This window comes from Staphylococcus sp. HMSC62B09 (assembly GCF_001839115.1).
GTDB classification, from domain to species: Bacteria; Bacillota; Bacilli; order Staphylococcales; family Staphylococcaceae; genus Staphylococcus; species Staphylococcus haemolyticus.
Window position 1 is genome coordinate 70,233 of the sequence record NZ_KV840158.1, and the last position, 26,804, is coordinate 97,036.

The 26,804-nt window shown below is 31.3% G+C and carries 30 protein-coding genes, 5 tRNA genes, 1 pseudogene and 1 riboswitch; of the genes and pseudogenes, 29 read left to right on the forward strand and 7 right to left on the reverse strand.

All coding sequences use genetic code 11. The features are described 5' to 3' along the window. The first annotated feature begins 117 nt into the window (after positions 1-117). The 20 genes and pseudogenes from HMPREF3265_RS10195 to menC all read left to right on the forward strand — a co-directional run bounded on the left by HMPREF3265_RS10195 (position 118) and on the right by menC (position 14,604). On the forward strand, positions 118-597 hold the full coding sequence (locus tag HMPREF3265_RS10195; RefSeq protein ID WP_053020220.1) for a PH domain-containing protein: 480 nt from the start codon (positions 118-120) through the stop codon (positions 595-597). Continuing rightward, complete coding sequence (locus tag HMPREF3265_RS10200; RefSeq protein WP_070861625.1) at positions 590-2,113, forward strand: PH domain-containing protein; 1,524 nt, start codon at positions 590-592, stop codon at positions 2,111-2,113. The genes HMPREF3265_RS10195 and HMPREF3265_RS10200 overlap by 8 nt, the downstream gene beginning before the upstream one ends. Then, positions 2,106-2,633: a PH domain-containing protein gene (locus tag HMPREF3265_RS10205; RefSeq protein WP_049426545.1), complete on the forward strand. Its 528-nt coding sequence runs from the start codon at positions 2,106-2,108 to the stop codon at positions 2,631-2,633. The genes HMPREF3265_RS10200 and HMPREF3265_RS10205 overlap by 8 nt, the downstream gene beginning before the upstream one ends. A gap of 9 nt (positions 2,634-2,642) precedes the next feature. Then, positions 2,643-3,002, forward strand: a complete 360-nt coding sequence (gene acpS / locus HMPREF3265_RS10210; protein ID WP_049426544.1) for a holo-ACP synthase — start codon at positions 2,643-2,645, stop codon at positions 3,000-3,002. Positions 3,003-3,097: 95 nt separating this feature from the next. Next, positions 3,098-4,246: an alanine racemase gene (gene alr / locus HMPREF3265_RS10215; RefSeq protein ID WP_070861627.1), complete on the forward strand. Its 1,149-nt coding sequence runs from the start codon at positions 3,098-3,100 to the stop codon at positions 4,244-4,246. A gap of 85 nt (positions 4,247-4,331) precedes the next feature. Next, on the forward strand, positions 4,332-4,502 hold the full coding sequence (gene mazE, locus HMPREF3265_RS10220; RefSeq protein ID WP_049426542.1) for a type II toxin-antitoxin system antitoxin MazE: 171 nt from the start codon (positions 4,332-4,334) through the stop codon (positions 4,500-4,502). Beyond that, positions 4,499-4,864, forward strand: a complete 366-nt coding sequence (locus HMPREF3265_RS10225; protein ID WP_011275272.1) for a type II toxin-antitoxin system PemK/MazF family toxin — start codon at positions 4,499-4,501, stop codon at positions 4,862-4,864. The genes mazE and HMPREF3265_RS10225 overlap by 4 nt, the downstream gene beginning before the upstream one ends. A 307-nt stretch (positions 4,865-5,171) precedes the next feature. Next, positions 5,172-6,173: a SpoIIE family protein phosphatase gene (locus tag HMPREF3265_RS10230; protein ID WP_053020219.1), complete on the forward strand. Its 1,002-nt coding sequence runs from the start codon at positions 5,172-5,174 to the stop codon at positions 6,171-6,173. A 98-nt stretch (positions 6,174-6,271) separates the two neighbouring features. After that, positions 6,272-6,598, forward strand: coding sequence for an anti-sigma factor antagonist (locus HMPREF3265_RS10235; protein ID WP_070861629.1), 327 nt, complete (start codon positions 6,272-6,274; stop codon positions 6,596-6,598). Between the two features lie 28 nt (positions 6,599-6,626). Beyond that, positions 6,627-7,079 carry an anti-sigma B factor RsbW gene (rsbW, locus tag HMPREF3265_RS10240; RefSeq protein WP_049426550.1) on the forward strand — a complete coding sequence of 151 codons (453 nt, stop codon included), beginning with the start codon at positions 6,627-6,629 and terminating at the stop codon, positions 7,077-7,079. Then, positions 7,054-7,824, forward strand: a complete 771-nt coding sequence (gene sigB / locus HMPREF3265_RS10245; protein WP_011275276.1) for an RNA polymerase sigma factor SigB — start codon at positions 7,054-7,056, stop codon at positions 7,822-7,824. Before rsbW ends, sigB begins: the two co-directional genes overlap by 26 nt. A 249-nt stretch (positions 7,825-8,073) precedes the next feature. Further along, positions 8,074-10,222: pseudogene (locus HMPREF3265_RS10250) on the forward strand (Tex family protein). After that, positions 10,215-10,670 carry a SprT family protein gene (locus tag HMPREF3265_RS10255; protein ID WP_049426538.1) on the forward strand — a complete coding sequence of 152 codons (456 nt, stop codon included), beginning with the start codon at positions 10,215-10,217 and terminating at the stop codon, positions 10,668-10,670. The pseudogene HMPREF3265_RS10250 and the gene HMPREF3265_RS10255 overlap by 8 nt, the downstream one beginning before the upstream one ends. 254 nt (positions 10,671-10,924) lie before the next feature. Then, positions 10,925-11,010, forward strand: a tRNA-Leu gene (locus HMPREF3265_RS10260). Between the two features lie 21 nt (positions 11,011-11,031). After that, positions 11,032-11,105: transfer RNA gene (locus HMPREF3265_RS10265), tRNA-Gly, on the forward strand. A 9-nt stretch (positions 11,106-11,114) separates the two neighbouring features. Continuing rightward, positions 11,115-11,189: transfer RNA gene (locus HMPREF3265_RS10270), tRNA-Asn, on the forward strand. Between the two features lies 1 nt (position 11,190). After that, a tRNA-Glu gene (locus HMPREF3265_RS10275) sits at positions 11,191-11,262 on the forward strand. Positions 11,263-11,321: 59 nt separating this feature from the next. Then, a tRNA-Ser gene (locus HMPREF3265_RS10280) sits at positions 11,322-11,411 on the forward strand. A gap of 789 nt (positions 11,412-12,200) precedes the next feature. Continuing rightward, complete coding sequence (gene menE / locus HMPREF3265_RS10285; protein WP_016931377.1) at positions 12,201-13,595, forward strand: o-succinylbenzoate--CoA ligase; 1,395 nt, start codon at positions 12,201-12,203, stop codon at positions 13,593-13,595. Position 13,596: 1 nt separating this feature from the next. Then, positions 13,597-14,604, forward strand: a complete 1,008-nt coding sequence (gene menC, locus HMPREF3265_RS10290; protein ID WP_016931378.1) for an o-succinylbenzoate synthase — start codon at positions 13,597-13,599, stop codon at positions 14,602-14,604. On the opposite strand, the gene yidD is transcribed toward menC, so the two are convergent. Next, positions 14,601-14,837: a membrane protein insertion efficiency factor YidD gene (gene yidD, locus HMPREF3265_RS10295; protein WP_016931379.1), complete on the reverse strand. Its 237-nt coding sequence runs from the start codon at positions 14,835-14,837 to the stop codon at positions 14,601-14,603. The two genes, menC and yidD, sit on opposite strands and share 4 nt — an antisense overlap. A gap of 66 nt (positions 14,838-14,903) precedes the next feature. On the opposite strand from yidD, the gene ytkD reads away from it, so the two are divergent. After that, positions 14,904-15,377 (forward strand): RNA deprotection pyrophosphohydrolase, encoded by a 474-nt coding sequence (ytkD, locus tag HMPREF3265_RS10300; RefSeq protein WP_016931380.1) that lies wholly within the window; start codon positions 14,904-14,906, stop codon positions 15,375-15,377. Continuing rightward, on the forward strand, positions 15,358-16,128 hold the full coding sequence (locus HMPREF3265_RS10305; RefSeq protein ID WP_053025185.1) for an alpha/beta hydrolase family protein: 771 nt from the start codon (positions 15,358-15,360) through the stop codon (positions 16,126-16,128). The genes ytkD and HMPREF3265_RS10305 overlap by 20 nt, the downstream gene beginning before the upstream one ends. Positions 16,129-16,191: 63 nt before the next feature. Here the strand turns inward: HMPREF3265_RS10305 and pckA are convergent, their stop codons facing one another. After that, the gene (gene pckA / locus HMPREF3265_RS10310) at positions 16,192-17,784 is read right to left on the reverse strand and encodes a phosphoenolpyruvate carboxykinase (ATP) (protein ID WP_037558865.1); all 1,593 of its coding nucleotides are present in this window, start codon (positions 17,782-17,784) and stop codon (positions 16,192-16,194) included. Between the two features lie 164 nt (positions 17,785-17,948). Beyond that, positions 17,949-18,059: riboswitch (SAM riboswitch) on the forward strand. A gap of 115 nt (positions 18,060-18,174) precedes the next feature. On the opposite strand from pckA, the gene metK reads away from it, so the two are divergent. The 3 genes from metK to HMPREF3265_RS10325 all read left to right on the forward strand — a co-directional run bounded on the left by metK (position 18,175) and on the right by HMPREF3265_RS10325 (position 21,363). Next, complete coding sequence (gene metK, locus HMPREF3265_RS10315) at positions 18,175-19,371, forward strand: methionine adenosyltransferase (RefSeq protein WP_011275440.1); 1,197 nt, start codon at positions 18,175-18,177, stop codon at positions 19,369-19,371. A 93-nt stretch (positions 19,372-19,464) separates the two neighbouring features. Then, positions 19,465-20,373: a hypothetical protein gene (locus HMPREF3265_RS10320; protein WP_016931383.1), complete on the forward strand. Its 909-nt coding sequence runs from the start codon at positions 19,465-19,467 to the stop codon at positions 20,371-20,373. Between the two features lie 153 nt (positions 20,374-20,526). Next, positions 20,527-21,363, forward strand: a complete 837-nt coding sequence (locus HMPREF3265_RS10325; protein ID WP_011275442.1) for an aldo/keto reductase — start codon at positions 20,527-20,529, stop codon at positions 21,361-21,363. 64 nt (positions 21,364-21,427) lie between these two features. On the opposite strand, the gene HMPREF3265_RS10330 is transcribed toward HMPREF3265_RS10325, so the two are convergent. From HMPREF3265_RS10330 to HMPREF3265_RS10340, 3 genes are all read right to left on the reverse strand, one after another. Further along, positions 21,428-21,781: a fluoride efflux transporter FluC gene (locus HMPREF3265_RS10330; protein WP_053025183.1), complete on the reverse strand. Its 354-nt coding sequence runs from the start codon at positions 21,779-21,781 to the stop codon at positions 21,428-21,430. Continuing rightward, the gene (crcB, locus tag HMPREF3265_RS10335; RefSeq protein WP_070861632.1) at positions 21,778-22,143 is read right to left on the reverse strand and encodes a fluoride efflux transporter CrcB; all 366 of its coding nucleotides are present in this window, start codon (positions 22,141-22,143) and stop codon (positions 21,778-21,780) included. Before crcB ends, HMPREF3265_RS10330 begins: the two co-directional genes overlap by 4 nt. Positions 22,144-22,234: 91 nt before the next feature. After that, positions 22,235-22,540 (reverse strand): hypothetical protein, encoded by a 306-nt coding sequence (locus tag HMPREF3265_RS10340; protein WP_053025181.1) that lies wholly within the window; start codon positions 22,538-22,540, stop codon positions 22,235-22,237. 263 nt (positions 22,541-22,803) lie between these two features. Between HMPREF3265_RS10340 and HMPREF3265_RS10345 the strand changes: the two genes are divergently transcribed. Further along, positions 22,804-23,517 carry a transaldolase gene (locus HMPREF3265_RS10345; RefSeq protein WP_070443032.1) on the forward strand — a complete coding sequence of 238 codons (714 nt, stop codon included), beginning with the start codon at positions 22,804-22,806 and terminating at the stop codon, positions 23,515-23,517. 217 nt (positions 23,518-23,734) lie between these two features. Beyond that, complete coding sequence (locus HMPREF3265_RS10350) at positions 23,735-24,205, forward strand: hypothetical protein (protein WP_070861633.1); 471 nt, start codon at positions 23,735-23,737, stop codon at positions 24,203-24,205. Here the strand turns inward: HMPREF3265_RS10350 and HMPREF3265_RS10355 are convergent. Together HMPREF3265_RS10355 and HMPREF3265_RS10360 are read right to left on the reverse strand one after the other, a co-directional pair. After that, complete coding sequence (locus HMPREF3265_RS10355; RefSeq protein ID WP_070861634.1) at positions 24,189-24,611, reverse strand: competence protein ComK; 423 nt, start codon at positions 24,609-24,611, stop codon at positions 24,189-24,191. The two genes, HMPREF3265_RS10350 and HMPREF3265_RS10355, sit on opposite strands and share 17 nt — an antisense overlap. A gap of 25 nt (positions 24,612-24,636) precedes the next feature. Then, positions 24,637-25,113, reverse strand: coding sequence for a sigma-70 family RNA polymerase sigma factor (locus tag HMPREF3265_RS10360; RefSeq protein ID WP_053025177.1), 477 nt, complete (start codon positions 25,111-25,113; stop codon positions 24,637-24,639). Positions 25,114-25,369: 256 nt separating this feature from the next. Between HMPREF3265_RS10360 and HMPREF3265_RS10365 the strand changes: the two genes are divergently transcribed. After that, the gene (locus HMPREF3265_RS10365) at positions 25,370-25,591 is read left to right on the forward strand and encodes a hypothetical protein (protein ID WP_011275450.1); all 222 of its coding nucleotides are present in this window, start codon (positions 25,370-25,372) and stop codon (positions 25,589-25,591) included. Between the two features lie 207 nt (positions 25,592-25,798). Further along, the gene (locus HMPREF3265_RS10370; RefSeq protein WP_037552266.1) at positions 25,799-26,650 is read left to right on the forward strand and encodes a peptidoglycan release complex glucosaminidase SagB; all 852 of its coding nucleotides are present in this window, start codon (positions 25,799-25,801) and stop codon (positions 26,648-26,650) included. Positions 26,651-26,804 lie beyond the last annotated feature (154 nt).

Sequence of the window (26,804 nt, forward strand, 5' to 3'; positions counted from 1 at the left end):
GTGGTTTTAAATTTGATTAAATAGTAGAAGTAATTTAACAATTTCGCATATTCAGCAAGGTCAGTAAGCCTCACACTAAATATGATATAATAAAATAAAATTGCAAAGGAGTATATTATGAAGGTAGAAAGTTCATTTCATAAAAGTCCTAAGAATGCACTGACATACCACTGGTTTAATAGTGGTATCTTATTTTTAATAGAACTGATTATCATTGTTGCACTATTCTCAATGTGGCGATATTTTAATTGGTACCACTTTATTGTCTACATACTTATCTTCTTAGTCTTCATTTCGGTTATTCGTTTGCTATTACAACCCATTATTAATTATAAATATCGTTTTTATAGGGTTAATGATAGAAATGTCGAAGTTAAAAAGTCTTTTATTTTAAAAAAACACCAAATGACTAAAATTGAACGGCTACAATTTTTAGAAATTAAAAGTAATCCTATTTTAAAGCTACTAAATTTAAATATTTTAATTTTTGTAACAGCAGGACATGAACTAAAATTACCAATTGTCTCAGAAGAAGAAATGAACCAATTATCAGAAGATATTTTTATAGCATTGCGAGGTGCTGATTCAGATGTTTAATCCTCAAAAATTGCATCCAATTTCATACATAACAGGGATAATAGATGTAATTAAACGAAATATTTTTACATTTATCATATTAGTTGGTTTTAATATAAGGAATTTTGATTTTACAGAAATTCGTCATTATATTGGGCCATCAATCTTCTTGTTTATCTTTATATTGACGTTTATACATCGATTTTTAGAAATTAAAGTTACAAGATATTGGATTGAAAACGACCAATTTATTGTTACATCTGGATGGTTAAATAAAAAAAGAAAAGAACTAAATCTAAGTAGAATTCAGTCATTAGATACAACACAGGGTTCGATTAACCAAATCGTTGGTGGCGTTAGTTTACAAATTAAAACGCCAAGTGATGGCATTGAATTGGCAACAATAACGAAGAAACAGAGTGAGTTCATTGAACAAACCATACGTATGAGACAAAAAGAATTAAATAATGATACTCAAGAATATTTAATCAATGATGAATCGGATGAAAATGAACTAAAAACGGAGCAATATAATGCATCGACAAGTGTAACAGAAAGTAATTCAGAACATGTGTTCAATATGTCCTTAACTTCATTAATTCTAATGGCTATGACGAGTGGGGCAATAGGTGTGGCCTTTGCTGCCGTTTCGCCAATAGTAGGTGCATTTCAAGATATTATACCTTGGGATAAATGGACGTCTAATCTATGGCATTGGGTAAATTCTGTATTTATTATTGTGCTGTTTGTTGTTGCATCGATTTTAATCATTAGTTATGTTTTAGGAACTATAATTACGATTATACGTTATTATAACTACAAAGTTGTACAACAGGGGAATCATCTTAAAATTAGTTATGGTCTTTTTAATGTGAAAAATCTAACAGTTCCAACTGATCGACTACAAGCAGTGTTAGAGAAACAATCTTTCTTAAGAAAAATATTTGGATATACCTCTATACACTTTATTATCACGAGTGATATGGATATAGAGTCTAATGATGATGCAAGTGACAATGGTAAAATTATGATATTACCATTTATAAAACAAAAAGAAGCATATGAAATTATTGGAAAGCTCGTACCAGAAATGAAGTTTAATAAGGTCGAAAACGTTATGCCATGGAGAGGATTTCATCGTCACTTCTTTATACCAAGTATTATCATTTTAATTTTAGCTAGTATCGGAACTTATTTTTGGAGTGCATGGAGCTTTTTAATCGCTTTGATGATAATTATTGTGATGATGTATCATGCATATATCTACGTTAAAAATGCTGGCTTAGTGATAGAGAATGATGAAATAACTTTGAAACGTGTAAGCACTTTTGGTTTTCAAACATATTACTTCAAAACGGATAAAATTATAGGTATAGAAACGAGCCAACATCCTTTTCTCGAAAGAAGTCATTTAGCAAATTTATATTTCCTTATTGCTAAGGGATCAATATTTGAGTTTATGGAATTAAAGTTCATAAGAGAAGATACATCGCAACGCTACGTTGATGCGTATTTAAGAGGTGAGTACGATGTCTAATTATAATTATATGAATAAAAACGGCCCTAAAGTGATGAGGATTGCTTCAATGATTACTACCATTATTTTTACAATTATAGTGATAATAGCAAGTATTTTATGTGATTTATACATTGAGGAAATGAGTCGCGCATTACTTGTAAGTCTTGCGATAGCACTAATCATTTTATGTTGTGTTGTTTTTATAGTTATAACACCATTTTTAAAATATAAAAATTTTCGATATTTTTATTCAAACGATGAAATTTATATAAGAAGAGGCATTATTTTTATCAATACTAAAATTATTCCATTTTATCGAATTCAGAATATCGATATTGAAGAAGGTTTTTTAATGAGAAAATATAAGTTAGCATCATTGCATTTGTCGACTGCAGGAGGCGTTTCTCAAATAGACTTAATTGCAAAGAAAGATGCAATAAAACTTAAACAAATGATACAAAAAAAGAAAAATATTCAGCAAAATGATATTAGTGAAATGAATACGAAAATTGATCATTCAAATATACCTAGTGAGTGAGGGGTTAGCATGATACATGGAATAGGTATTGATTTAATAGAAATTGAAAGAATTAAAAAAGCTTTTGAGAAACAAAAAGACAAGTTAGTAAAGAGAATTTTAACACAAGAAGAGGAACATCAATTTCATTCATTTAAAAGTGAAAAGAGAAAATTTGAATATTTATCTGGTCGTTTCGCAACCAAAGAAGCTTTCAGTAAAGCATTAGGTACAGGCTTAGGAAAAACAGTGGCATTCAAAGACATTAATTGTTACAACGATATAAAAGGTAAACCATGTATAGATTACAATGGTTTTATCGTACATGTTTCAATAACTCATACAGAACATTATGCGATGAGTCAAGTTTTGTTAGAAAAGAGAGATTAACAGTATTATAATAAAAATAATTTCTACCTCGTATATTGAACGAGTTAAATCAATAATAAACAAGATTTTTTTACTAATTAAGAGGAGGATTACGTATGTCAGATAAATTCTATAGATCAACTTATTTAAACGTAGATTTATCAGCGATTTTAAATAACTATAATACTGTTAGAACGTTGCATAGCGATAAAACAGTTATACCAGTAGTAAAAGCTAATAGTTATGGTTTAGGTAGCGTTAAAATCGCACAACATTTAATGAAAAACGGTGCTGACTTTTTTGCAGTAGCAACTCTTGATGAAGCTATTGAATTACGTATGCATGGAATCAATGCTCAAATACTTATCCTAGGTGTCATTCCTCTTGAAGATATAAATAAAGCTATTCAACACAGAGTTGCTTTGACTGTACCATCATTACAATGGATACAACATGCAATAGAATTAATTACTGATGATAATGAAAAGAATTTATGGCTACATGTGAAACTCGACACAGGTATGGGCAGACTTGGAATTAAATCACTGGAAGAATATAAAGAAGTCATTGACTTAATTCAAAGTCATTCTCATTTAGTATTCGAAGGTGTATATACGCACTTTGCTAATGCTGATGAACCTGGCGACTCAATGGATCATCAATATGAACAATTTGAAACCTTAGTAACTCAAGCTGAGAAACCTAAATTCATACATTCTCAAAATTCAGCTGGTTCTTTATTGAGAAACTTTGAATTATGTAATGCAGTTAGACTTGGTATTTCACTTTATGGTTATTATCCGTCAGAGTACGTAAAAGAAAAAGTTGAAACTGAATTACAACCAAGTGCGCAATTATTAACACAAGTTGTCCAAACTAAGTATTTAAAAGTTGGAGAATCGGTAAGTTATGGCAGTACATATACAGCAACTGAAGATATAAAGATCGCGATTTTGCCAATTGGATATGCAGATGGATACTTACGTTCAATGCAAGGGTCATTTGTTAATGTCAAAGGCCATCAATGTGAAGTCATAGGTCGAGTATGTATGGATCAAATGATAATTAAAGTGCCAGATGATGTAAAAGAGGGGGACACTGTGACACTTCTAGATAATACTTATGATTCACCTCAATCAGCTGAAACTTTAGCTCAAAAACAAGACACGATTAGCTATGAAGTTTTATGTAATTTAGGTAGACGTTTACCTAGAATCTATCAAGTTGATGACCAGATGCATGTAACTAATGAATTATTAAAATAGTATAGTCACTTGAAATGAAATTTGTTATTATAAAATTAATTAAAGTTTATAATGTCTTATTTGGTATCAAGTGGAGGTTCATATTATGCTTACTTTCAATCAAAATAGAAGTCACAGTCTTGAACAATCTTTAAAAGAAGGCTATTCACAAATGGCTGAATTAAATCTCTCCCTAGCGACAGAAGCTTTTCCTCTAGAATGCGAAGCTTGTGATTGCAACGAAACGTACATTATTTCTAATTATAAAAGTGAATGATTAGAAGAGGCGATGTATATTTAGCTGATTTGTCACCAGTACAGGGCTCAGAACAAGGGGGAGTCAGACCTGTAGTTATCATTCAAAACGATACTGGCAACAAATATAGTCCTACCGTAATCGTTGCTGCGATTACGGGAAGGATTAATAAAGCGAAAATACCCACACATGTTGAAATCGAGAAAAAGAAATACAGACTTGATAAAGATTCAGTAATTCTACTCGAGCAAATTAGAACATTAGATAAAAAACGACTAAAAGAAAAATTAACATATCTATCTGATGAGAAAATGCAAGAAGTAGATGAAGCACTAGACATTAGTCTAGGACTGCATGATGAAGTTAAAACGCAAAACACATAACTTAATTTATGTATAATTCAAAAGTATTTCATTTTAACTATTAAAGACAATATTTTAAATTCAGTTATTCGAATTTTCGTACTTTAATTTCCATGTACTTAATACATATTAGTCCTATTTGAAGATAAGTACTAGATTAATTGATAGTCTTTAGTTGTTGACTTTAGGTAATTCCTAAAGTCTTTTTTAAATATAAAGTATATTATTTAATATTATGGTTTTAACAATAATGAATTTTATTAATAAATATCAAATGCATATAAAAAAGTTCTAAGTGTTAGATATATTGAAGCGAGGAGGCAGATTTGTGGAAGAATGTAAGCAGCATTATAAGCAACTTATTGATGAAAGTTTAGTTACGCAAAATAAACAACAATTTCTAGAAAAGTGTAATGATTTTACAGATGAAGTAATTAAAAAAGATATTCTACCTGAAGATATTGTGAATATACACAAATCATATGTAACCTCCTTAAATTTAAATAAACAACAAATTTTTGATACATTAGATGTGTTACAAGAGGTTGTAAAAGGGTTTGGATATAGTTATCGTGACTACCAAAAGTTAGTTGATAAAATGCAATTCCACGATAAAGAAATTGATTTAGCTTCTAGGCTTCAACAGACAATGTTAAAAACTGATATCCCTCAATTTGATAGTATACAGATTGGTGTGATTTCTGTTGCTGCTCAAAAAGTGAGTGGCGACTATTTTAATTTAATTGATCATAGAGATGGAACGATGAGTTTCGCTATTGCTGATGTTATAGGTAAAGGAATTCCAGCTGCATTAGCTATGAGTATGATTAAATTCGGAATGGACTCCTATGGGCATTCCCAATTACCAAGTGATGGATTGAAACGTCTTAATCGTGTTGTGGAGAAAAACGTAAATCAAAATATGTTTGTGACCATGTTTTACGGATTATATGAAGAAATGAACCATCTACTTTATTGTAGTTCTGCAGGTCATGAACCTGGATATATATATAGAGCGGAAACTGAAACATTTGAAGAAATTGAAGTTAGAGGAAGAGTCTTAGGTGTAAGTCAGCACACTCGTTATAGTCAACAAGAAATTCCCATTCATTTAGATGATTTAGTTATCATATTTACTGATGGTGTTACAGAAGCAAGATACACAGATGGCGAATTCATAGCTAAAGACACATTGTTGAACCTCATACGTAAGTATAAGCATATGCATCCACAAGATATAGTACAAATATTATATGAAGCTATATTAAAAATACAAAACCCTAACAAACGTGACGATATGACTATTATGATTATAAAACGTGTAAATTAAATATTAAATTTTTAGATTATATAAATCTAACTATGGGTATACTTACTAAAGTATACATATTATTAGTAACAAAAGACTAAACTAGGAGTGTAAGAACTATGAACCTTAACATTGAGACGATAACACATGCTGAATATTATGAAGTCATTGTGGCTGGGGAATTAGATGTTTATACAGTACCTGAATTAGAAGAAGTTTTGATGCCAATGCGTCAAGAAGGTACTCATGATATTCACGTGAATGTGACAAACGTTAGTTATATGGATTCTACAGGATTAGGTTTATTTGTAGGAACATTAAAAGCTTTGAATCAAAATGATAAAGAATTATATATTTTAGGTGTATCAGATAGAATCGGAAGATTATTTGATATTACTGGCCTTAAGGACTTAATGCATGTCAATGAAGGAACGGAGGTAGAGTAACTTGCCTATTAAAAATGATTATATCGAGATGAAATTACCTGCCTCTGCTGAGTATGTGAGTTTAATTCGTTTAACTCTATCAGGTGTATTCTCAAGAGCAGGCGCATCTTACGACGATATAGAAGATTCTAAAATTGCAGTAAGTGAAGCCGTTACTAACGCAGTGAAGCATGCTTATAAAAATGATGAAATAAATGGTATGATTAATTTATGTTTTGAGTTATTTGATGATAAAATAAAAATAGTTATCTCTGATCAAGGTGAAAGTTTTGATTATGAAACGACTAAATCACAGCTAGGACCTTACGATGAGAATGAAAATATCGATTTCTTACGTGAAGGCGGACTTGGTTTATTCTTAATTGAATCCTTGATGGATGAAGTGAAAGTCTTTAAAGAATCTGGTGTAACAATCAGCATGATTAAGTATATAAAAAAAGAGCAGGTGCCAAATAATGACGAAAGAGTCGAAATCAGTTAATGATGTATCACCTGAGCAAATTAACCAATGGATTAAAGAACATCAAGATAACGCTAATACAGAAGCTCAAGATAGATTAGTTAATCATTATCGAAAATTAATTGAATCTTTAGCCTATAAGTATTCTAAAGGACAATCACATCATGAAGATTTAGTTCAAGTTGGTATGGTTGGTTTAATAGGTGCTATTAACAGATTTGATTTGTCTTTTGATCGCAAATTTGAAGCATTCTTAGTACCGACCGTTATTGGTGAGATTAAGAGATATTTAAGGGATAAAACTTGGAGTGTTCATGTTCCTAGAAGAATAAAAGAAATAGGCCCACGTATCAAAAAAGTAAGCGATGAACTAACAAATGAGTTGGAAAGATCTCCATCAATTGCAGAAATTGCTGACCGTTTAGAAGTTTCAGAAGAAGAAGTGTTAGAAGCTATGGAAATGGGTCAAAGCTATAACGCGCTTAGTGTTGATCATTCAATTGAGGCAGATAAAGATGGTTCAACAGTAACTCTATTAGATATCATGGGGCAAAAAGATGATAATTATGACTTAACTGAAAAACGTATGATTCTTGAACGTATTTTGCCTATTCTCTCAGATAGAGAAAGAGAAATTATTCAATGCACGTTCATAGAAGGATTAAGCCAGAAAGAAACTGGGGAACGTATTGGATTAAGTCAAATGCATGTATCACGCTTACAAAGAACTGCAATTAAGAAATTGCAACAAGCTGCTAAACAATAAAATATTACATTTAGAGTCTAGAACATTAATTATATAAAACTATAGTGGACAGTCGCAATTGTTGCACGTATTGATAAGAAGTTCAACTAGTAGTTTTTCAGTTCTAGTCATCTATGTGGGGGTGGGACAATGAATTCACTATGAATTCTATCCGACTCCTTTTTTACTTTTGAATTAAAAAAGCAATGCTTAAAATTAAATATTGTATACTTAGAGAAATAAGAATTTTTGAAAAGTGTGGTTATATAAATGGATAAAATGTTAATGAATGAAATAGTTTCTAAATATCAATTTTCTGAAAAACAAGTAAAATCCGTATTAGAATTGCTAGAAGAAAATAATACTGTTCCTTTTATAGCAAGATATCGTAAAGAAGCAACGGGTGGTTTGGATGAAGTTCAAATCAAACAAATTTCTGACGAATATCAATATGTTGCAAATTTACAGAAAAGAAAAGATGAAGTTATACATAATATTGAACAACAGGGTTTATTAACAAATGAATTAAAAGAAGATATTCTTAAACAAACCAAATTGCAGCGTGTCGAGGATCTTTATAGACCTTTTAAACAAAAAAAGAAAACAAGAGCAACTGAAGCTAAGCGAAAAGGACTTGAAAGTTTAGCCCAATCGATTAGTGATGGTCAACAGGGTGAATTGAGTCAACAAGCTGAGGCGTATATTAATGATGAAGTAGCTACTGTTGACGAGGCAATTCAAGGAGCGTTAGATATCATTGCTGAACACGTTTCAGATAATCCTAAGTATCGCAGTCGTATATTGAAAGATATTTATAGGCAAGGAAATATTGTAACGGCTAAGAAGAAAAAAGCGGATGATGAAAAAGAAACATTTGCAATGTACTATGATTATGTGGAACCTATTAAGAACGTTGCTAATCATAGAGTGCTAGCTATGAATCGTGGTGAAAAAGAAAAAGTGCTTTCAGTCAAAGTAGAATTTGATACTCAACAAGTAGCAAGTGCTATTGAAAAAAAATGAGGTTAAAAATAATAATCCACATGGAGATTATATAAAATTAGCAATTGAAGACAGTTTAAAAAGATTAATAATGCCTTCGATTGAAAGAGAAATACGCGCTGATTTAACTGAGAAAGCCGAACAACATGCTATTGAGGTCTTTAGTGAAAATTTAAATCACTTATTGTTGCAACCGCCTATGAAAGGTAAGCAAATATTAGGAGTTGACCCAGCATTTAGAACAGGATGTAAACTAGCAGTCATTAATCCTTATGGGACTTTTGTTGATAAAAGTGTAATTTATCCACATCCACCTAAATCTAAAGTAGAAGCATCTGAAAAAGAAATTGTCCGAATGATTAAAGAAAATAATATAGAACTTATTGCAATTGGTAATGGTACAGCAAGTCGTGAAACTGAACATTTCGTTGCTGATGTTATCAAAAAATATAATTTAGATATTAAATTTATTATTGTCAATGAAGCGGGGGCCTCAGTGTATTCTGCTTCAGAAATTGCTAGATCTGAGTTTCCTAATTTTCAAGTTGAAGAACGAAGTGCTGTTTCAATAGGAAGACGAGTTCAAGACCCATTAAGTGAATTAGTTAAAATAGATCCTAAATCTATTGGTGTGGGTCAATATCAACATGACGTAAATCAGAAAGAACTTGAAAGTGCATTAACATTTGTTGTTGAAACAGCCGTAAACCAAGTCGGTGTAGATGTAAATACAGCATCCAAATCTCTATTACAGTATGTTTCTGGTCTATCTAGCGCAATAGCTCAAAACATTATTGATTACCGTGAAGAAAATGGAGCAATCAAGCACAATAAAGAAATAAGTAAAGTGAAACGATTAGGTGCTAAAACATTCGAACAAAGTATAGGATTTTTGCGTATTGTAGATGGCTCTGAACCACTTGATAATACATCAATTCACCCTGAGAGTTATGATGTGACATATGAATTATTGACTGTTTTAAATTTTGATATCAATGATTTAGGTACTGACAAGTTAAAAAATGAATTATCCAAAATAAACACAAATCAAATAGCTGAACAATTAAATGTTGGAGTACCAACCTTAGAGGATATTATTAAATCTCTAACGGCACCTAATCGAGATCCTCGTGATGAGTTTGAAACACCTATCCTAAAATCTGATGTACTATCTATTGAAGATTTAAAAGAAGGTATGAAATTAAGTGGAACAGTAAGAAATGTTGTTGATTTCGGAGCATTTGTAGATATAGGTGTGAAACAAGACGGATTAGTACACGTATCTAAATTATCAAAAAAATTCGTCAAAAATCCTATGGATATAGTTAGTGTTGGAGATATAGTAGAAGTTTGGATTCTTAATATTGATCAAAATAAAGGAAAAGTTTCTCTAACAATGATTGATCCATATGAATAATAATGAACTTCAAAATATGGTTGAAAGCATTTCAAACCGATATTTTAATGAACCTTTTCGTCATAATGCTTTGTTTAATAATAAGCTACGTACTACAGGTGGACGTTATATTTTAGATTCACATAACATTGAAATTAATCCTAAACAATATCAATATTATGGTAAAAATGCATTAATCGATATAATTAAACATGAATTATGTCACTATCATCTGCATTTAGGTGGAAAAGGTTATAAACATAAAGATCCAGACTTTAAAATGTTGAGTAAGCAAGTCGGTGCTCCGAGATTTTGTAAACCTATTCAATCATATGAAGCCCGTGCTAATTATTTATATAAATGTCAATCATGTGGTTGCAAATATTTAAGGATAAGGAAAGTAGATGTTCGGAAGATGAGGTGTGGAATTTGCAATGGAAAGTTGTCACTAATCGAACATTTAACTTAGCTACTAAGTAACTAAAATTGAAATTCAGGTCTACTTTTACATTAATTGTAGATCTGAATATTTTTGTTTATTAAATGTTGACATTAATTATAAAAACATGTATAGTATATATAATTGCTTTATTAAAAGAGTTAAACATTAATTGATTGTAAAACGTATTTAAAAATATGTTAAAAAGTTATTGACATTTCATTACAAAACATTTACAATAATTTATGTTCTCGATAGTTAATAGTAATTATTGCGTTTTGCCAGCGGTCGTGGCGGAATGGCAGACGCGCTAGGTTGAGGGCCTAGTGGGAGAAATCCCGTGGAGGTTCAAGTCCTCTCGGCCGCACCAAATAAACTTTTAATTTAATATGCGGGTGTAGTTTAATGGCAAAACCTCAGCCTTCCAAGCTGATGTTGTGGGTTCGATTCCCATCACCCGCTCCATTATATTATTCCGCAGTAGCTCAGTGGTAGAGCTATCGGCTGTTAACCGATCGGTCGTAGGTTCGAATCCTACCTGCGGAGCCATGGCTCCTTGGTCAAGCGGTTAAGACACCGCCCTTTCACGGCGGTAACACGGGTTCGAGTCCCGTAGGAGTCATACAAACAGAAGTGAAATATCGCTTCTGTTTTTTTATGTAATTTAGTTATTAATATTGAGGAGAACTGTCCGAGTCTGGCCGAAGGAGCACGCCTGGAAAGTGTGTAAGCGCCATAAGCGCTTCAAGGGTTCGAATCCCTTGTTCTCCATAATAAAAGCTTATCACAATATGTTTTAGAGTGAGCAAGTGTCAAAGAAGTGCCTAGAAAGTAAAATTTCTGGCACGTTGACCTTGATTTTTTTATTGTTGAAATTGTGATGAAAAGCAACTTTTTAATGAAGTGCGTGGGTAAAACTAAATTTTAGAATTAATAATAAAAAATATCTTTTAATATTATATTAAGCTCAACATAGTGCGTTGAGTTTATAAACGAAATACATTGAATTTCGAGGGTTTAAAATGAAAATTTCAAAACAAGCAGAAAAAGGAGCTAGTGTAGTGGATACGCTAGCTCTTTTCTCATATCATATTAATATTTAAGAGTATTAAAAACATAGATAAACGGAATAAACAAGTTCAGTTTTTAATCATGTTGGTGACATTCAACTATTAGATTATGAATCGAGATAAGAAAATTTAAGAATAATTATATTTTAATATTTAAATTATTATATAAATATATTATAATATTCATATATCAACGACAATGCGTGGAACTTATAAAACGAAATACATTGAAATCAGTAGCCAGCCTACTATGAGGCTAGGCAATAATTGAATATCATAGCTTATTTGAGTTTAAAGTGGTAATCATCACTTTAAACTCTTTTTTAATTTAAAAAATAAAGCTAATTCATTGTTTAATGATTGAAATTTTCCAAAATGTCAATTTGTAATAAGCTAATATCACTGAAATATGCTGCTTCTTAAACACAACCAATGCTAACTAACTAAATTATCGTTATAATTATAATGTATTTATATGGAGGAATGAACAGTGGATTTTTGGTTAAAAGAGCAAAGTATTAAAAATAGAGATAAGGTAGCAGTTACAGATGGAAATCATTCTATAACTTTTAAGGAATTGTATGATAAAGCATTTTCAATATCAGAACAAATTCTTTCTTTAAATAATAATAGAGTAGGATTGTATATTAAAAACGATATTGCGTCTATCACGCTGATTAACGCTTGTTGGTTAGCTAATGTTGAAATAGCAATGCTAAACACGCGATTAACAGAAACTGAAATGATAAATCAAATGAATTCCATCAATGTATCAACAATATTAACGACGCAACCATTTCACTTGTCGGATTTTAATGTAATACATATATCTGAAATAGAACAATATTCAAAACGTATCAATAATCAAACATGTAATTATGATCGAATTGCTTCGATTATGTTTACATCTGGAACGACAGGTCCTCAAAAAGCAGTACCACAAACCTTTAAAAATCATTATGCAAGTGCAATTGGGTGTAAAGAAAGTTTAGGATATGATGAAACCACTAAATGGTTATCTGTTTTACCGATATATCATATTTCAGGTCTCAGTGTTTTATTACGTTCTATAATTGAGGGTTTTACGGTACGTATATTGGAAAAATATAATACACAAACGATGTTATCGATCATTAAGGAAGAAGGACCTACCCATATATCACTAGTCCCACAAACGCTTAAATGGCTTATGGATGCAGGATTAAACCAACCGTTCTCAATTGAGAAAATATTACTTGGAGGTGCCAAATTATCAACTACATTAATTGATGAAGCCCTAAATTATCAGTTACCGATATACAATTCATTTGGAATGACAGAAACGTGTTCTCAATTTCTAACTGCTACACCCGAGATGCTTGCACAACGGTATGATACTGTCGGCAAACCAAGTGAAAACGTTAATGTACGTATTAAACATCCAAATAGTGAAGGTCATGGCGAACTTCTCATAAAAGGGAATAATGTAATGAACGGTTATTTATATCCAGCAGGGTTGAGCGATACTTTTGAGGATGGATACTTTAAGACTGGTGATATAGCAGAAATTGATGAGGAAGGATTTGTGATGGTTTATGATCGTCGCAAAGATTTGATCATAAGTGGTGGGGAAAATATTTATCCATATGAGATTGAATCAATTGCTAAAACACATTCAGATATTAATGACGCTGTATGTGTAGCGCAAGAGGATGAGACATGGGGTCAAATACCAGTACTATATTATGTTTCGGATGATACAATTCCAGAAATAGAATTAACTAAATATTTGAAAACATATTTGGCAAAATATAAAGTACCCAAAGCCTTTCATCAGGTTGAAAGTTTACCGTACACTTCTACAGGTAAATTACAACGCAACAAAATGATTAATAAAGGACAATAATATGAGGATTAAAGCAGTAAATTTTTATCTTTACAATCATGAATTTAGAGATCCAATTGTAACTCCCAAAGTTAAATTGACATACCGAAAAGCACTTATTGTTGAAATTTTAAGTGAAGAGGATCAATCTTTTTTTGGAGAGTGCAATGCATTTGAAACAAATTGGTACAACGAAGAAACGATTGAAACTGTGCAAGAAATACTTTCACAATGGTCAGAAAGTATTGTTAAAAAGTCTGTTCATAAATATGAAGATTGGAAACCATATTTAGATATACTTGACAATTATCCCACAGCGAGAAGTACTGTAGTTATGGCGATTTATCAGATGTATCATGATTTACCGAAGTTTAAAGTAGCGTATGGTGCAACGATAAGTGGCATAAGTGCACAACAACTTGATTATTTAAAACAAACTCAACCCAAACGTATAAAGTTAAAATGGACAGGTCAACTGAATGATGACATCTCACTTTTAGATGACATATTGCCTTATGATTTTGAATTAGCATTAGATGCTAATGAGTCACTAGATGTTTCTGATTTTCAAAAATTAGAATCTATAAATGACCAAAATATACTTTATATAGAAGAACCATTTAAATCGCTTTCTTCAACTTTACACATTGATCATACACAATACCCTGCAATTGCACTCGATGAAAAAGCTACTGATATCAATAGTATTATTTCAATTGTTAACCAATTCCCGGTTAAAGTAGTGATTGTTAAACCATTTAGAGTTGGTGGTCTTGATAGAGTACAATCATTGATTCGTGAATTGAAATCAATTGATATTAAAGTGGTTATAGGTGGAATGTACGAATATGGACTAAGTCGTTACTTTACTGCATTATTAGCTCGAGAAGGTGATTATCCTGGGGATGTAACTCCAGATGGTTATTATTTTACTGACGATTTCACGCAAGGTGTCGGTAAATTAAAAGAGGGGATGATTTCATTTTCCCCCCCTCAAATCGATAAATCAAAATTACTTAAATTAAATTAGTGTCTATGTTTATCCTTTTTTAAAGGAACTGGATCAAATCCACCTTTATGTAGTGGATGACATTTAAGAATGCGACGTATTCCCATGTAGCCGCCTTTGAGTGGGCCGTAAACTTCAATCGCTTCTCGTGTATATTCTGAACACGTAGGATAAAATCGGCATGTGGGTGGTGTCATAGGTGAAATATAGCGTTGATATATATGGATTATTCCAAGAAATAATTTTTTTAACATTATAGGCCTCCAACAAGTAATACGATTATAAATAAGTTTAACATATTGAAGGGAGTAGTATGGAACATGGAGTTTCTAGATAAAGATAATAGACGTGTCACAATGTGTTACAAAACGAACAACGACCATCCAGATGGTAATCATGTTTTAGCTATTCCGTTATATCAGAGTCAGTTACTATTTACCCATCATAAATTACGTGGCATCGAGTTCCCGGGTGGTAAGGTTGAAAAAGGAGAAGAAAGCATACAAGCTATCAAGAGAGAGCTTTTTGAAGAAACAGGAGGCATACCTGAAACGATAGATTATATTGCTCAATATCAGGTTCATACATTCGATAACTCAATTTTCAAAAAAGATGTATATATCGTGAAGGTTAAATCATTTAAAGAGAAAAGTGATTATTTAGAAACGAGAGGGCCATTATTATTTGATAATATTAATTCTATTCCATTAGATAAACAAAGTTATTTAATACAAGATAATGCAATTCTTAAATGTGTTGAGAGGATGATAGAACTTGGATATTATCGCGACTAAGAAAATGCCTATAGCATCAAGAACACACCAATTCGATGAAATTACTTATAAAGTTGATGGCTTAAAAGTAAAAGCATTACAGATGTGTCCTTTAACGAAGACAGTAAAAAGAATCGTAGTATATTTGCGAGGAGGTAAGGGACAAGTCGGACGTGTACGTGCAGCAAGACTAATGCAGTTTGCAAATGATAATACCTTAGTTGTAGGTCCTTATTATAGAGGAAGTAATGGAAGTGAAGGTAGAGATGAGTTTGCTAACGCTGATTTAAAAGATGTTACCTATCTCATAAAGATACTTAAACAACGATTTCCTAATGCATATATACACATGATTGGTTTTTCAAGAGGTGGAATACAAGGACTACTTACATATCAAGATTACCCAGTCGATAGTTACATCATCTGGGGTGGTGTATCAAGTATGCACTTGATGTATGAAGAACGTACTGATTTAAGAGGGATGTTGCGTCGAATGGTAGGACATCCTTCCAAAAATAAAGAATCTTATGACCAAAGAGATGCGATAAAACTTATTGATTCTAATAGTCCACCAATTTTAATCGTTCATGGTGGCAAGGATAAACAAGTAGGTATTCATCATGCCAATTACTTGGAAGAACAATTGAAATTAAAAGGTGTTGTTCATGATACATTTTATCAACTTGATGAAGGGCATGTACCTAGACCACAAGCAATGAAATTAGCGCTCGATTATGTGCATCAATGGATGACGAAATGTGAAGAAATATAATAAGACAACGTATAAGGTTTCAGTATAGTATGCCTTATACATTGTCTTTTTAATAAATATTAATTATTTGTTAAAGCCACCAGTGTTAGCAATTTCTTCAACTTCTGGACCGAATTTCTTGAAGTTTTCTTCAAAACGTTTAATTAAGTCATCCGCTTGAGCGCGATATTTATCAGAATCACTCCAAGCATTAATTGGATTCAGTATTGTTTTTGGAACATCTTCCATTTCAGTAGGAATACTTAAACCAAATTTCTCATCTTTTGTGAACTCTGCATTTTTCAATTTACCTTTAATTGCTTGATCTACCATATAACGAGTGTAATGTAGACTAATACGTCTACCTACGCCGTATTTACCACCAGTCCAGCCAGTGTTAACTAAATATACATCAACCTCATGTTTATCTATTAGCTCACCTAATAAATCTGCATATTTAATAGGATTAAGTGGTAAGAAAGGTGCACCAAAACAAGTTGAGAATGATGGTTCTGGTTCAGTAACGCCACGCTCAGTTCCAGCTAATTTAGAAGTGAAACCACTTAAGAAATGGTACATCGCTTGAGATTTAGTTAATTTAGCAATAGGTGGAAGTACACCAAATGCGTCAGCAGTTAAGAAAATTATTGTATTAGGATGTGCTGCTTTAGATGGTAATACAATATTATCAATGTGATGAATTGGATAAGCAGCACGTGTATTTTCAGTATATGAATTATCATCGAAATCAACAACACCACGCTCGTTAACCACAGTATTCTCTAATATAGTACCGTATTGAATCGCGTTATAAATTTGAGGTTCTTTTTCTTTAGAAAGGTTGATTGCTTTTGCGTAACAACCACCTTCAATATTGAAAATACCGTTTTTATTCCAACCGTGTTCATCATCACCAATCAATTTTCTATCAGGTGCTGCTGATAAAGTTGTTTTACCTGTACCTGATAATCCGAAGAATAAGGCTACGTCTCCTTTATCTCCAACATTCGCAGAACAATGCATACTCATAATATCTTGCATTGGAAGCAAATAGTTCATTACTGAGAAGATACCTTTTTTCATCTCACCAGCATACTCTGTACCACCAATTAAAATGGTTTTATGTTTGAATGAAATGATAACAAAAGTTTCAGATTTAGTTCCATCAACTTCAGGATCAGCTTTAAAGTGAGGTGCTGAAACAATTGTGAAGTTAGGTTTTATATTACTAGCTTCTTCTTTAGAATCTGGGCGGATAAACATGTTTTGAGCAAAAAGGTTGTGCCATGCAAGTTCATTGATAACTGTAAGTTTCAATTGTGTGTCTTTGTCACTACCTGCATAACCATTAAAAACGTAAAGTTCGTCTTTTTTATCAAGATAGTCTAAAACTTTAGAGTAGAGATTTAAGAAAGTTTCTTCATCGATAGGTTGGTTGATATCTCCCCAATGAATATTATCTTTATAAGAAGGTTCTGTAACAATGAATTTATCTTTAGGTGAACGTCCAGTGTATTTACCTGTGCTCGCATTGATAGCACCAAGTTCAGTTAATTCTCCTTCATTATTATCCATAATTTTGTAATAAAGTTGAGTTGTTGAAAGCTGAAAAAGAGAGCTTTCTTTTTCCAATAATTTTTTAATTTTAGGTGTTTCGCCGTATGTATCTACTGACATACCCAATCCCTCCAGCGTGTGTTATAGAAATTCAATATTGTAAGCCTTTACATGAAAATAGTATAACATAATGCCGTAATTATTCCACCTGGAAAAAACAAAAACCATTTAAAAACAAAATTGACATTAATAAATGAATTAGGTAGTATAGTTCTTAACGGATTCTCTTATCCTGAGTGGTGGAGGGACATGGACCCAATGAAACCCAGCAACCTCTTTTTTAAAAGAAAGGTGCCAAACCGTTTGCAGACATATATTCGTCTGAACGATAAGAGCGAATGGACGTTTAAGAGCCTTCTCTCTGTCTTGAATAGTGAAGAAGGCTCTTTTATTTTTGAGCTCACATTTAAAAGAGAATTTTCGTAAATATAGTTATAAAAGGAGCAAATCATGACTTACAATAAACGTTTATTTACTTCAGAATCAGTGACAGAAGGACATCCAGATAAGATTGCTGACCAAGTATCTGATGCCATTTTAGATGAAATCTTAAAAGATGACCCCAATGCACGTGTTGCTTGTGAAACTACTGTAACAACTGGAATGGCTCTAATTTCAGGTGAAATATCTACATCAACCTATGTAGATATCCCTAAAGTTGTAAGAGAAACAATTAAAGGTATTGGCTATACTCGTGCTAAATATGGCTATGATTACCAAACTATGGCAGTTTTAACTGCAATCGATGAGCAGTCACCTGATATTGCACAAGGTGTTGACAAAGCACTTGAATACAGAAATGATATTTCAGAAGAAGAGATTGAAGCTACTGGTGCCGGTGACCAAGGTTTAATGTTCGGATATGCTACAAATGAAACAGAAACATATATGCCTTTACCTATCTTTTTATCTCATCAATTAGCTAAACGTTTATCTGATGTACGTAAAGATGGAATTTTAAACTATTTAAGACCGGATGGTAAAGTTCAAGTAACAGTTGAATACGACGAATCAGATAAACCTAAGCGTATTGACACGATTGTAGTATCATCTCAACATGCGGATGACATTGAATTAGAACAAATTCAAAGTGACATTAAAGAACATGTCATATACCCAACAGTTCCTGAAGGATTAATTGATAATGAAACGAAATTCTTTATCAATCCTACTGGAAGATTTGTTATCGGTGGACCTCAAGGTGATGCTGGATTAACAGGACGTAAAATCATTGTTGATACTTATGGTGGTTATGCACGTCATGGAGGAGGTTGCTTTAGTGGTAAAGACCCAACTAAAGTAGACCGATCAGCAGCTTATGCGGCAAGATATGTAGCTAAAAATATTGTTGCTGCAGGACTAGCAGACCAATGTGAAGTACAACTTGCTTATGCTATTGGCGTGGCTGAACCAGTTTCAATTTCAATTGATACATTTAAAACGGGCAAAGTTTCTGAAGCTCAACTTGTTGAAGCTGTTAGAGCTAACTTTGATTTACGTCCAGCAGGTATCATTAAAATGTTAGATTTAAAGCATCCTATATACAAACAAACTGCTGCTTATGGTCACTTTGGTAGAACAGATGTATTGTTACCATGGGAGAAATTAGATAAAGTCAATGTATTAAAAGATGCTGTTCAAGCTTAATAAACGCTTTAAATAATATAAAGAAATTGTCGAAATTATAGATAGTTTCCATTATAATTAGATTTACTGATAGATTAAAGGAGCGTTGATTTAATGAATTCATTTGGACCAATCGAAATTGGTTTAATCGTAGCAATTGTAGTTGCAATTATCTGTTTAATATTATTCTTAGTTACACTTAAAAGTAAAAACAATATTAAACAGAAAACAAAAGAAGAATACGACTTAAAAGAAAAGCAAATGAAAGCGTCACATGACGAAGCCCTAGAGAAAGAACGCATACAAAATAAAAAGCAAGTTACTAAACAAAAAGAAGATTTTGATGCAACTGTAAGCGGTAAAGATCGTGAAATTGATGCATTGAAACTATTCTCAAAAAACAAAAGTGAATATGTTACGGATATGCGCTTAATTGGAATTAGAGATCGTTTAGTGAAAGAAAAACGTATTAGACCTGAAGATATGCATATTATGGCAAACATCTTTTTACCAAGTAATGAATTCAATGATATTGAACGCATTAGTCACCTTGTACTTACGCGTACAGGCCTATATATTATAGATTCTCAACTATTAAAAGGGCATGTTTATCAAGGTATAAGTGGTAAGCAATTTAACGAATTGCCTATGATGGAACAAGTATTTAGTACTTTGGATTTAGATGTTAAGTCACCTCAAACACTAGTACTCGATCAAAATGAAGATAAATCTTCATTGTCATTCGTTAATTACTCAGAACAACTTACTTCAATTGAAAAGCTAGCGTCAGACTTGCAAACACAATTAGGGGCTAAATATACGCCAACTGCGATTTTATACTTTAATCCTAAACACGATGGAGACGTAACGATTTCAAATTATGCACAAAGTTCAAGTGTTAAAGTTCTAGTTGGACCTGATCAATTAGATGAGTTCTTTAATAAATTTGTATTCCATGGACGTATTCAATATAACGTAGATGAATTACAAAATGTTATGGATAAAATTGAATCATTTAATTAGTATTAATCCGAGATAAGGTTATATCTCGGATTTTTTAATTTTGAGGAGAAGCTTATTAAAATAATAAACTAAACTAATATTAAAGTTTTCAATAATGACAATTATGGGAATAGAGTAGTAATTATTAAAATATAAAGAAAAGAGGTTTCTTTTATGGAAACAATTGAATTTTATAATGGTCACACAATGCCTAAAGTTGGAATTGGTACTTTTAGAGTAGAAAATAACGATGAATGTAAGGAGGCAGTTAAGCATGCAATTGTCTCAGGTTATCGTAGTATTGATACAGCTAAAGTATATGGTAATGAAGAACAAGTTGGTTTAGGAATTAAAGAAGGTCTAGAAGCTACTGGGTTAGAACGTAAAGATTTATTCATTACATCAAAACTATATTTTGAAGATTTTGGGCGCGAAAATGTTGCAAATGCTTATGAAACAAGTATCAATAAATTAGGACTAGATTATTTAGATTTATATCTTGTTCATTGGCCTGGTACTAATGAAGCAATAATGATTGATACATGGAAAGGTATGGAAGATTTATATAAAGATGATAAGGTTAAAAATATTGGTGTAAGTAACTTCAATGCAGAACACTTTGAAGCATTATTAGCTCAAGTTTCTATTAAGCCAGTCATCAACCAAGTAGAATTTCACCCATATTTTACTCAAAATAAACTACGTAAATATTTAGAAGTACAAAATATCCATATGGAGTCATGGTCACCATTTATGAATGCCCAAATCTTAGGTGATGAAACACTTAATCAAATTGGCAAAGAAGTTAATAAATCGGCAGCACAAGTCGTCATTCGTTGGAACATGCAACATGGTGTCATCGTTATTCCTAAATCAGTTACACCTCAAAGAATAGAGGAAAATATTAATGTTTTTGATTTCGAACTAACAGATGAACAAATGGAACAAATTGATTCTCTAAACAAAGATCAACGCATTGGTCCTGATCCAGCAACATTTGAGGGACATTAATAAAAATATAAAAATACACTTCATAGTTGCAAGATTTAATCTTAAAACTATGAAGTGTATTTATTTATATCGAATAACCAATAAAGCAAGAGATAAACCCTATTACAAATTGTAAAATAGAATAACTAAAAAATTGAACAGGTTTAAAACTTGGCGAAATAAATTGGACGATTTCATAAGACAGAGTTGAAAAGGTTGTTAATCCTCCAAGAACGCCAGTTATAAAAAACAGTGAAAATAATTGATAATCTTGAGCTATCCCATACACGAAGCCAATTAAGAAACTACCAACGAGATTGACTATTAAAGTTGCAATCGGTATAGGTGACGTTATTTTACTTTTAAAGACATCTGTTAACCAAGCTCTGATAACAGCACCAATGCCACCACCTACCATAATAAGTAGTATATGTATCATGTAGGTTGCCCCCCTAATTTAACACCTAACCAGCAGAAAAGAATGCCTCCTATATAACTGGTTAAGCCATAGATAAAGAGCAAAGCGATACTATTATTTTGTGACATTGTAACTAACTCAAATTGGAAGGTTGAAAAGGTGGTTAAAGCACCTAGTAGTCCCGTTGTGACACCTTTTTTAATTAGTGGGTTGTTTTTAAAAAATTGAATGGATAACGAAGAAAAATATCCCATTGAAAATGTACCCACAATATTCGCAATTAATGTACCGAGTGGTAATCCAGAATCGGCATTAAGAGTTGATAAGACATATCTTAGTAATGCTCCAAATAAGCCCCCAATAAACACAAATAAATATTGCATTTTGTCACACCTATTCATTATTTTTATTACGTTAAACAGTAATCGTTAATTATTTTTAAATTAAAAAGTTAGTTCTGGCATTTAAAAAAGTTTACGACAATATACCAAATGTCTTAATTGAGGCATAGATATGGAATACAATCACCAATAAAATGATTATTGGCAAAATTTTACTCGCAATTCTTATCCATCCTTGTTTATCACCTAAATGTTTAATCGCTTTATCTGAGAATATAATAGAAGCAATTAATATAATCACATTAATGATACTGCACGCAATAAGTAAATATTTAACAGAAGTAATTTGCTGACTTAATAGTGGGTTGAATGTATTAAAATAAAAACTTATGATGAGTAAAATTATTGAGATATAGAAGTATTTTTTTGGCTTAGACATAATGTTCCTCCTACCTAATATCATCTAATCATATTACCATATTTTAATTAACATTTAATAGTGACTAGTGAATTTGATAATTAATTTTGTTAAAAAGCAAAACATTCGCCAAGTGTTTCTAAGAATGATATAAATAATTTATAAATATTTTATTGATGCGGAATAGTCTGATCATCATATGAAAAGAAGTATATACATATAAGAAATCTATTGTGATGTAATTTAACTATCATCGTAATCGTAAATAAAGGAGGAAGAATGTAATGGCAAAATTAAATGTCGAAGTATTTGCAGATGGCGCAGATATTGAACAAATGAAAGCAGCATATAAAAATAAAGAGGTAGACGGTTTCACTACTAATCCTAGTTTAATGGCTAAAGCGGGTGTAACAGACTATAAATCATTCGCTGAAGAAGCGGTTAAAGAAATTCCAGATGCATCTATTTCATTTGAAGTATTCGCTGATGATTTAGAAACTATGGAAAAAGAAGCTGAAATATTAAAACAATATGGTGATAATGTTTTTGTCAAAATTCCAGTTGTGAATACTAAAGGTGAATCAACAATTCCGTTAATTAAAAAATTATCAGCGGACAATGTGCGTTTAAATGTTACTGCAGTGTACACTATTGAGCAAGTAAAAGAAATTACTGAAGCGGTAACTGAAGGAGTACCTACATATATTTCAGTATTTGCGGGTAGAATAGCTGATACTGGTGTTGATCCATTACCTTTGATGAAAGAATCAGTAGATGTGGCGCATAGTAAAGAAGGCGTTAAATTATTGTGGGCAAGTTGTCGTGAATTATTTAATGTTATTCAGGCAAATGAAATTGGTGCCGACATTATTACATGTCCAGCAGATGTAGTTAAGAAAGTAAATACTAATTTAGGTCGAGATATTAATGAATTATCAGTTGATACTGTAAAAGGTTTCGCTAAGGATATTCAAAGCTCAGGTTTATCTATCCTTTAAAATTTAAAAATTAAAAATAACTCCGTAATATAAGATATTGATTAGAACTTCTACATACAATTAACATTTTCATGTCTGTGTATAGATTCTCTAAATCAATCTCTTTCAGAAACGGAGTATTTTTATATAGTAAAGCTTATGTTTTTTAACTTGTAAGTAATTAAGAACTTCGCTAAAATTTAAAAGAAATCATATTAGAAGGAGATAACCACATAGTATGAAATATACAGAATTTGAAGAGAAAGTTAAAAAACAATTGTGGTTTTTAAATAAAAAGGAAAAAAAGCTATTACAAAATAATTTAACGCATTACTATAATGAGGTTGAGGGTAATGAAGGGGATATTCAGTCAAAGAAATATCGCAAACCAATTCAGTACGCAAATCAATTTTTAAAAAATAACATATTTAAACAAAAAGAAGTGGCAAGCTCCACATTGTTATTTTTACTAATTGGAATTGTACTCATTTATGCTTTCTTGCTAGGGTTATTTTTAACAGGGTTTATTACAAGTCTTACTGCAGCGAATTATTTTATAAACCCACAAGTTTCAATGCCAGTTATAAATGTGATCTTAATTTTAATAGGTGCAGTACTTCTTGCAATCGTAAGTTTATTACTCATTAAATCAGTTACTGCATTTTTTACAAAAAAATTATTAGAATATAAATTTAATAAATCTGCATAGTTTTTTGTACTAAATGATACAATAATGTACTTTCTTGCCATTTTTTATAAATTAACGAATAGGGTTCATCAACTTGTAATTGGATATTGTTTTCAAAAGTAATGATGACGCCATTTGTAGTAGAAGTTAATCCAATAATTGTTAATGCGTTGATGTAAGTTTGTAAAGGTGCACGTTGATGTTTAATAGGGAAGAGGACAACTTTGTCAGATATATATAAAGGTACTAATTTATTAATTGCTAATAATCGTTTTGCCAACTTTAGCCTTTGCAAATACGATTGATTATGCTGTTCGAAATAATAAATTAGTACCTTTTTAATTGGAAAAGGTAGCACCATGTCATAAGTCGAAAAGCAGCATTTAGTTTTATGTTCACTATGTTGCAATGTTTGAATATAAAGCAAATGTTAAGAATTGTGTGGAATCATATTATTCACCTTTAAAATAATAATCGGTGAGCTTTTTTATAGAAGAGGATTTATACTTTTTAATACTCGATAAAGAGACATGCATTAAGTCGGCAATTTCGAATTGTTTATAGCCTTGAATAAAATAGTTATACCATGCGAGTTCTTGTGCATTTAAAATTTTGGAAATGTCATTATAGTCGAAGAAAGTTATCTCTGTATTAATAGAAGTAATTTGAGGAGTTTGTAAATTATCGACTTCAACTATTTCTGGTTTTACATTTTCTTTTCTAAATAAATCAATTAAGTAAAAATTGAGCCGTTGATAGAGATAAGAGGATAAACAAATATTTGAATTCTTATTGTAATTCTTAGATAATTGCCACAGTTTAATTAGCAATAACTGATAAAATTCATCATAATTATACTTGACGTAATAACGTTTTAACAAATAATGAATAATTCTATGATATTTATGATATATGTCATCAAAATTCATTGTACTTGGAATTCGCTCCTAGGTTAAGTACTTAAACAAAATTTCCGGATATCTAAAATTTAAACTAACTTATTTAAATTATCATTTGCGTAATTTGAAAAAAGGGTGTTAAATAGTAAACATAGAATAATGAAAGTATGCAAAATAATGGTTTAAGTCATAAGTAACTCAGTAATGCGACAATTAATTATGAACATACCTAACATTCATAAATATATTTAAGTTCTAGTCAATTTGTAACGTGGGAGGTATAAATTTGGATTACGCACATTTAAATTTAGAGCATTTTTTTGCAAGAAATGATGATTTAGACATAATTAGGGATCGTTCTGAATTTGTAATGATTAACAATTTCACAAATGAAATGATGTATCGAGATGGTGAAATAGAAGGAACAGTTGATTTAAATCAATATTATTACAAGAATAGATCTCAAGCAGCTAGTTTTATAATGATGGATTATCGCAAAGATAACTAACAATAAATAGTTATGCTTTAGAGAATCAAGTAATGAAATTCTATATGTTTCATTACTTTTTATTTTGCAAAGTTTCATTTTGATTACTTTTATTTTATGAATATGTAACATCGCAAGTATAAAATTGTTTATAAGAATTAATAATGTTAAACTTTATTATCATAAAGATTTTAAAGAAAAAACAACATTGACCTAAGAGGTGTGAATATGACGAAGCACAAAAAAGGCTCAATTATTAGCCTAGTGGGGTTATTGATTGTTTTAGTCGCAGCAGGTTTTATTTTCTTTACTATGATTTCAGATCAAATATTCTTTAAAAAAGTAAATGAAGAAGAAAAAGTAGAGCATTTAAACGTTACACTAAATAAAGCTGCCGATAAACAAATTGATAATTACACAAGTCAACAAGTCTCTAACAAGAATAATACTGCTTGGAGAGATGCTTCAGATAATGAAATAAAAGCTGCAATGGACAGTAGTAAGTTCATTGATGATGACAAACAAAAGTATCAATTTTTAGATTTATCTAAATATCAAGGTATTGATGAAAACCGTATTAAGCGTATGTTATTCGATCGACCTATGTTATTAAAGCATACTGATGCATTTATTAGTGCTGCTAAAGAGAAACATGTGAATGAAGTTTATTTAATTTCTCATGCTTTATTAGAAACTGGTTCAGTTAAAAGTGAATTAGCCAAGGGTGTAGAAATTGATGGTAAAAAATATTATAACTTCTATGGTGTAGGTGCTCTCGATAGTGATCCTATTAAAACTGGTTCAGAATACGCAAAAAAACACGGTTGGGATACTCCAGAGAAAGCCATCAAAGGTGGTGCTGATTTTATTCACCAACACTTCCTATCACATGATGATCAAAATACGCTATACAGTATGAGATGGAATCCTAAAAATCCAGGTGAACATCAATATGCTACTGATATTAAATGGGCAGAAAGTAATGCTCAAATTATCGCAGATTTCTATAAAGAGATGAAAACAGAAGGTAAATATTTTAAATTATACGTATACAAAGATGATAATAAACATCAAAAATAAATAATTGTAAGTAAACTAAAGCCAACGATCACACTGATTCAAGCAAGTGATGACGTTGGCTTTTTCTTTAATATATTTTATGTTCACAAACATTTATTTGGCTTTATTTTTTCGAGTTATCCAACTAAATGCTATAACAAATACTACTAAAACT

What these genes read in the sequence shown, in the direction of transcription:
- HMPREF3265_RS10235 (WP_070861629.1), top strand. Translation starts at nt 6,272, where the DNA reads ATGAACCTTAACATTGAGACGATAACACATGCTGAATATTATGAAGTC.
- ytkD (WP_016931380.1), top strand. Translation starts at nt 14,904, where the DNA reads ATGGAGTTTCTAGATAAAGATAATAGACGTGTCACAATGTGTTACAAA.
- HMPREF3265_RS10195 (WP_053020220.1), top strand. Translation starts at nt 118, where the DNA reads ATGAAGGTAGAAAGTTCATTTCATAAAAGTCCTAAGAATGCACTGACA.
- pckA (WP_037558865.1), bottom strand. Translation starts at nt 17,784, where the DNA reads ATGTCAGTAGATACATACGGCGAAACACCTAAAATTAAAAAATTATTG.
- rsbW (WP_049426550.1), top strand. Translation starts at nt 6,627, where the DNA reads ATGAAATTACCTGCCTCTGCTGAGTATGTGAGTTTAATTCGTTTAACT.
- acpS (WP_049426544.1), top strand. Translation starts at nt 2,643, where the DNA reads ATGATACATGGAATAGGTATTGATTTAATAGAAATTGAAAGAATTAAA.
- HMPREF3265_RS10320 (WP_016931383.1), top strand. Translation starts at nt 19,465, where the DNA reads ATGAATTCATTTGGACCAATCGAAATTGGTTTAATCGTAGCAATTGTA.
- menC (WP_016931378.1), top strand. Translation starts at nt 13,597, where the DNA reads ATGAGGATTAAAGCAGTAAATTTTTATCTTTACAATCATGAATTTAGA.
- mazE (WP_049426542.1), top strand. Translation starts at nt 4,332, where the DNA reads ATGCTTACTTTCAATCAAAATAGAAGTCACAGTCTTGAACAATCTTTA.
- HMPREF3265_RS10330 (WP_053025183.1), bottom strand. Translation starts at nt 21,781, where the DNA reads ATGATACATATACTACTTATTATGGTAGGTGGTGGCATTGGTGCTGTT.
- HMPREF3265_RS10370 (WP_037552266.1), top strand. Translation starts at nt 25,799, where the DNA reads ATGACGAAGCACAAAAAAGGCTCAATTATTAGCCTAGTGGGGTTATTG.
- HMPREF3265_RS10225 (WP_011275272.1), top strand. Translation starts at nt 4,499, where the DNA reads ATGATTAGAAGAGGCGATGTATATTTAGCTGATTTGTCACCAGTACAG.
- HMPREF3265_RS10345 (WP_070443032.1), top strand. Translation starts at nt 22,804, where the DNA reads ATGGCAAAATTAAATGTCGAAGTATTTGCAGATGGCGCAGATATTGAA.
- HMPREF3265_RS10205 (WP_049426545.1), top strand. Translation starts at nt 2,106, where the DNA reads ATGTCTAATTATAATTATATGAATAAAAACGGCCCTAAAGTGATGAGG.
- HMPREF3265_RS10325 (WP_011275442.1), top strand. Translation starts at nt 20,527, where the DNA reads ATGGAAACAATTGAATTTTATAATGGTCACACAATGCCTAAAGTTGGA.
- sigB (WP_011275276.1), top strand. Translation starts at nt 7,054, where the DNA reads ATGACGAAAGAGTCGAAATCAGTTAATGATGTATCACCTGAGCAAATT.
- crcB (WP_070861632.1), bottom strand. Translation starts at nt 22,143, where the DNA reads ATGCAATATTTATTTGTGTTTATTGGGGGCTTATTTGGAGCATTACTA.
- metK (WP_011275440.1), top strand. Translation starts at nt 18,175, where the DNA reads ATGACTTACAATAAACGTTTATTTACTTCAGAATCAGTGACAGAAGGA.
- HMPREF3265_RS10340 (WP_053025181.1), bottom strand. Translation starts at nt 22,540, where the DNA reads ATGTCTAAGCCAAAAAAATACTTCTATATCTCAATAATTTTACTCATC.
- alr (WP_070861627.1), top strand. Translation starts at nt 3,098, where the DNA reads ATGTCAGATAAATTCTATAGATCAACTTATTTAAACGTAGATTTATCA.
- HMPREF3265_RS10255 (WP_049426538.1), top strand. Translation starts at nt 10,215, where the DNA reads ATGAATAATAATGAACTTCAAAATATGGTTGAAAGCATTTCAAACCGA.
- yidD (WP_016931379.1), bottom strand. Translation starts at nt 14,837, where the DNA reads ATGTTAAAAAAATTATTTCTTGGAATAATCCATATATATCAACGCTAT.
- HMPREF3265_RS10200 (WP_070861625.1), top strand. Translation starts at nt 590, where the DNA reads ATGTTTAATCCTCAAAAATTGCATCCAATTTCATACATAACAGGGATA.
- HMPREF3265_RS10350 (WP_070861633.1), top strand. Translation starts at nt 23,735, where the DNA reads ATGAAATATACAGAATTTGAAGAGAAAGTTAAAAAACAATTGTGGTTT.
- HMPREF3265_RS10360 (WP_053025177.1), bottom strand. Translation starts at nt 25,113, where the DNA reads ATGAATTTTGATGACATATATCATAAATATCATAGAATTATTCATTAT.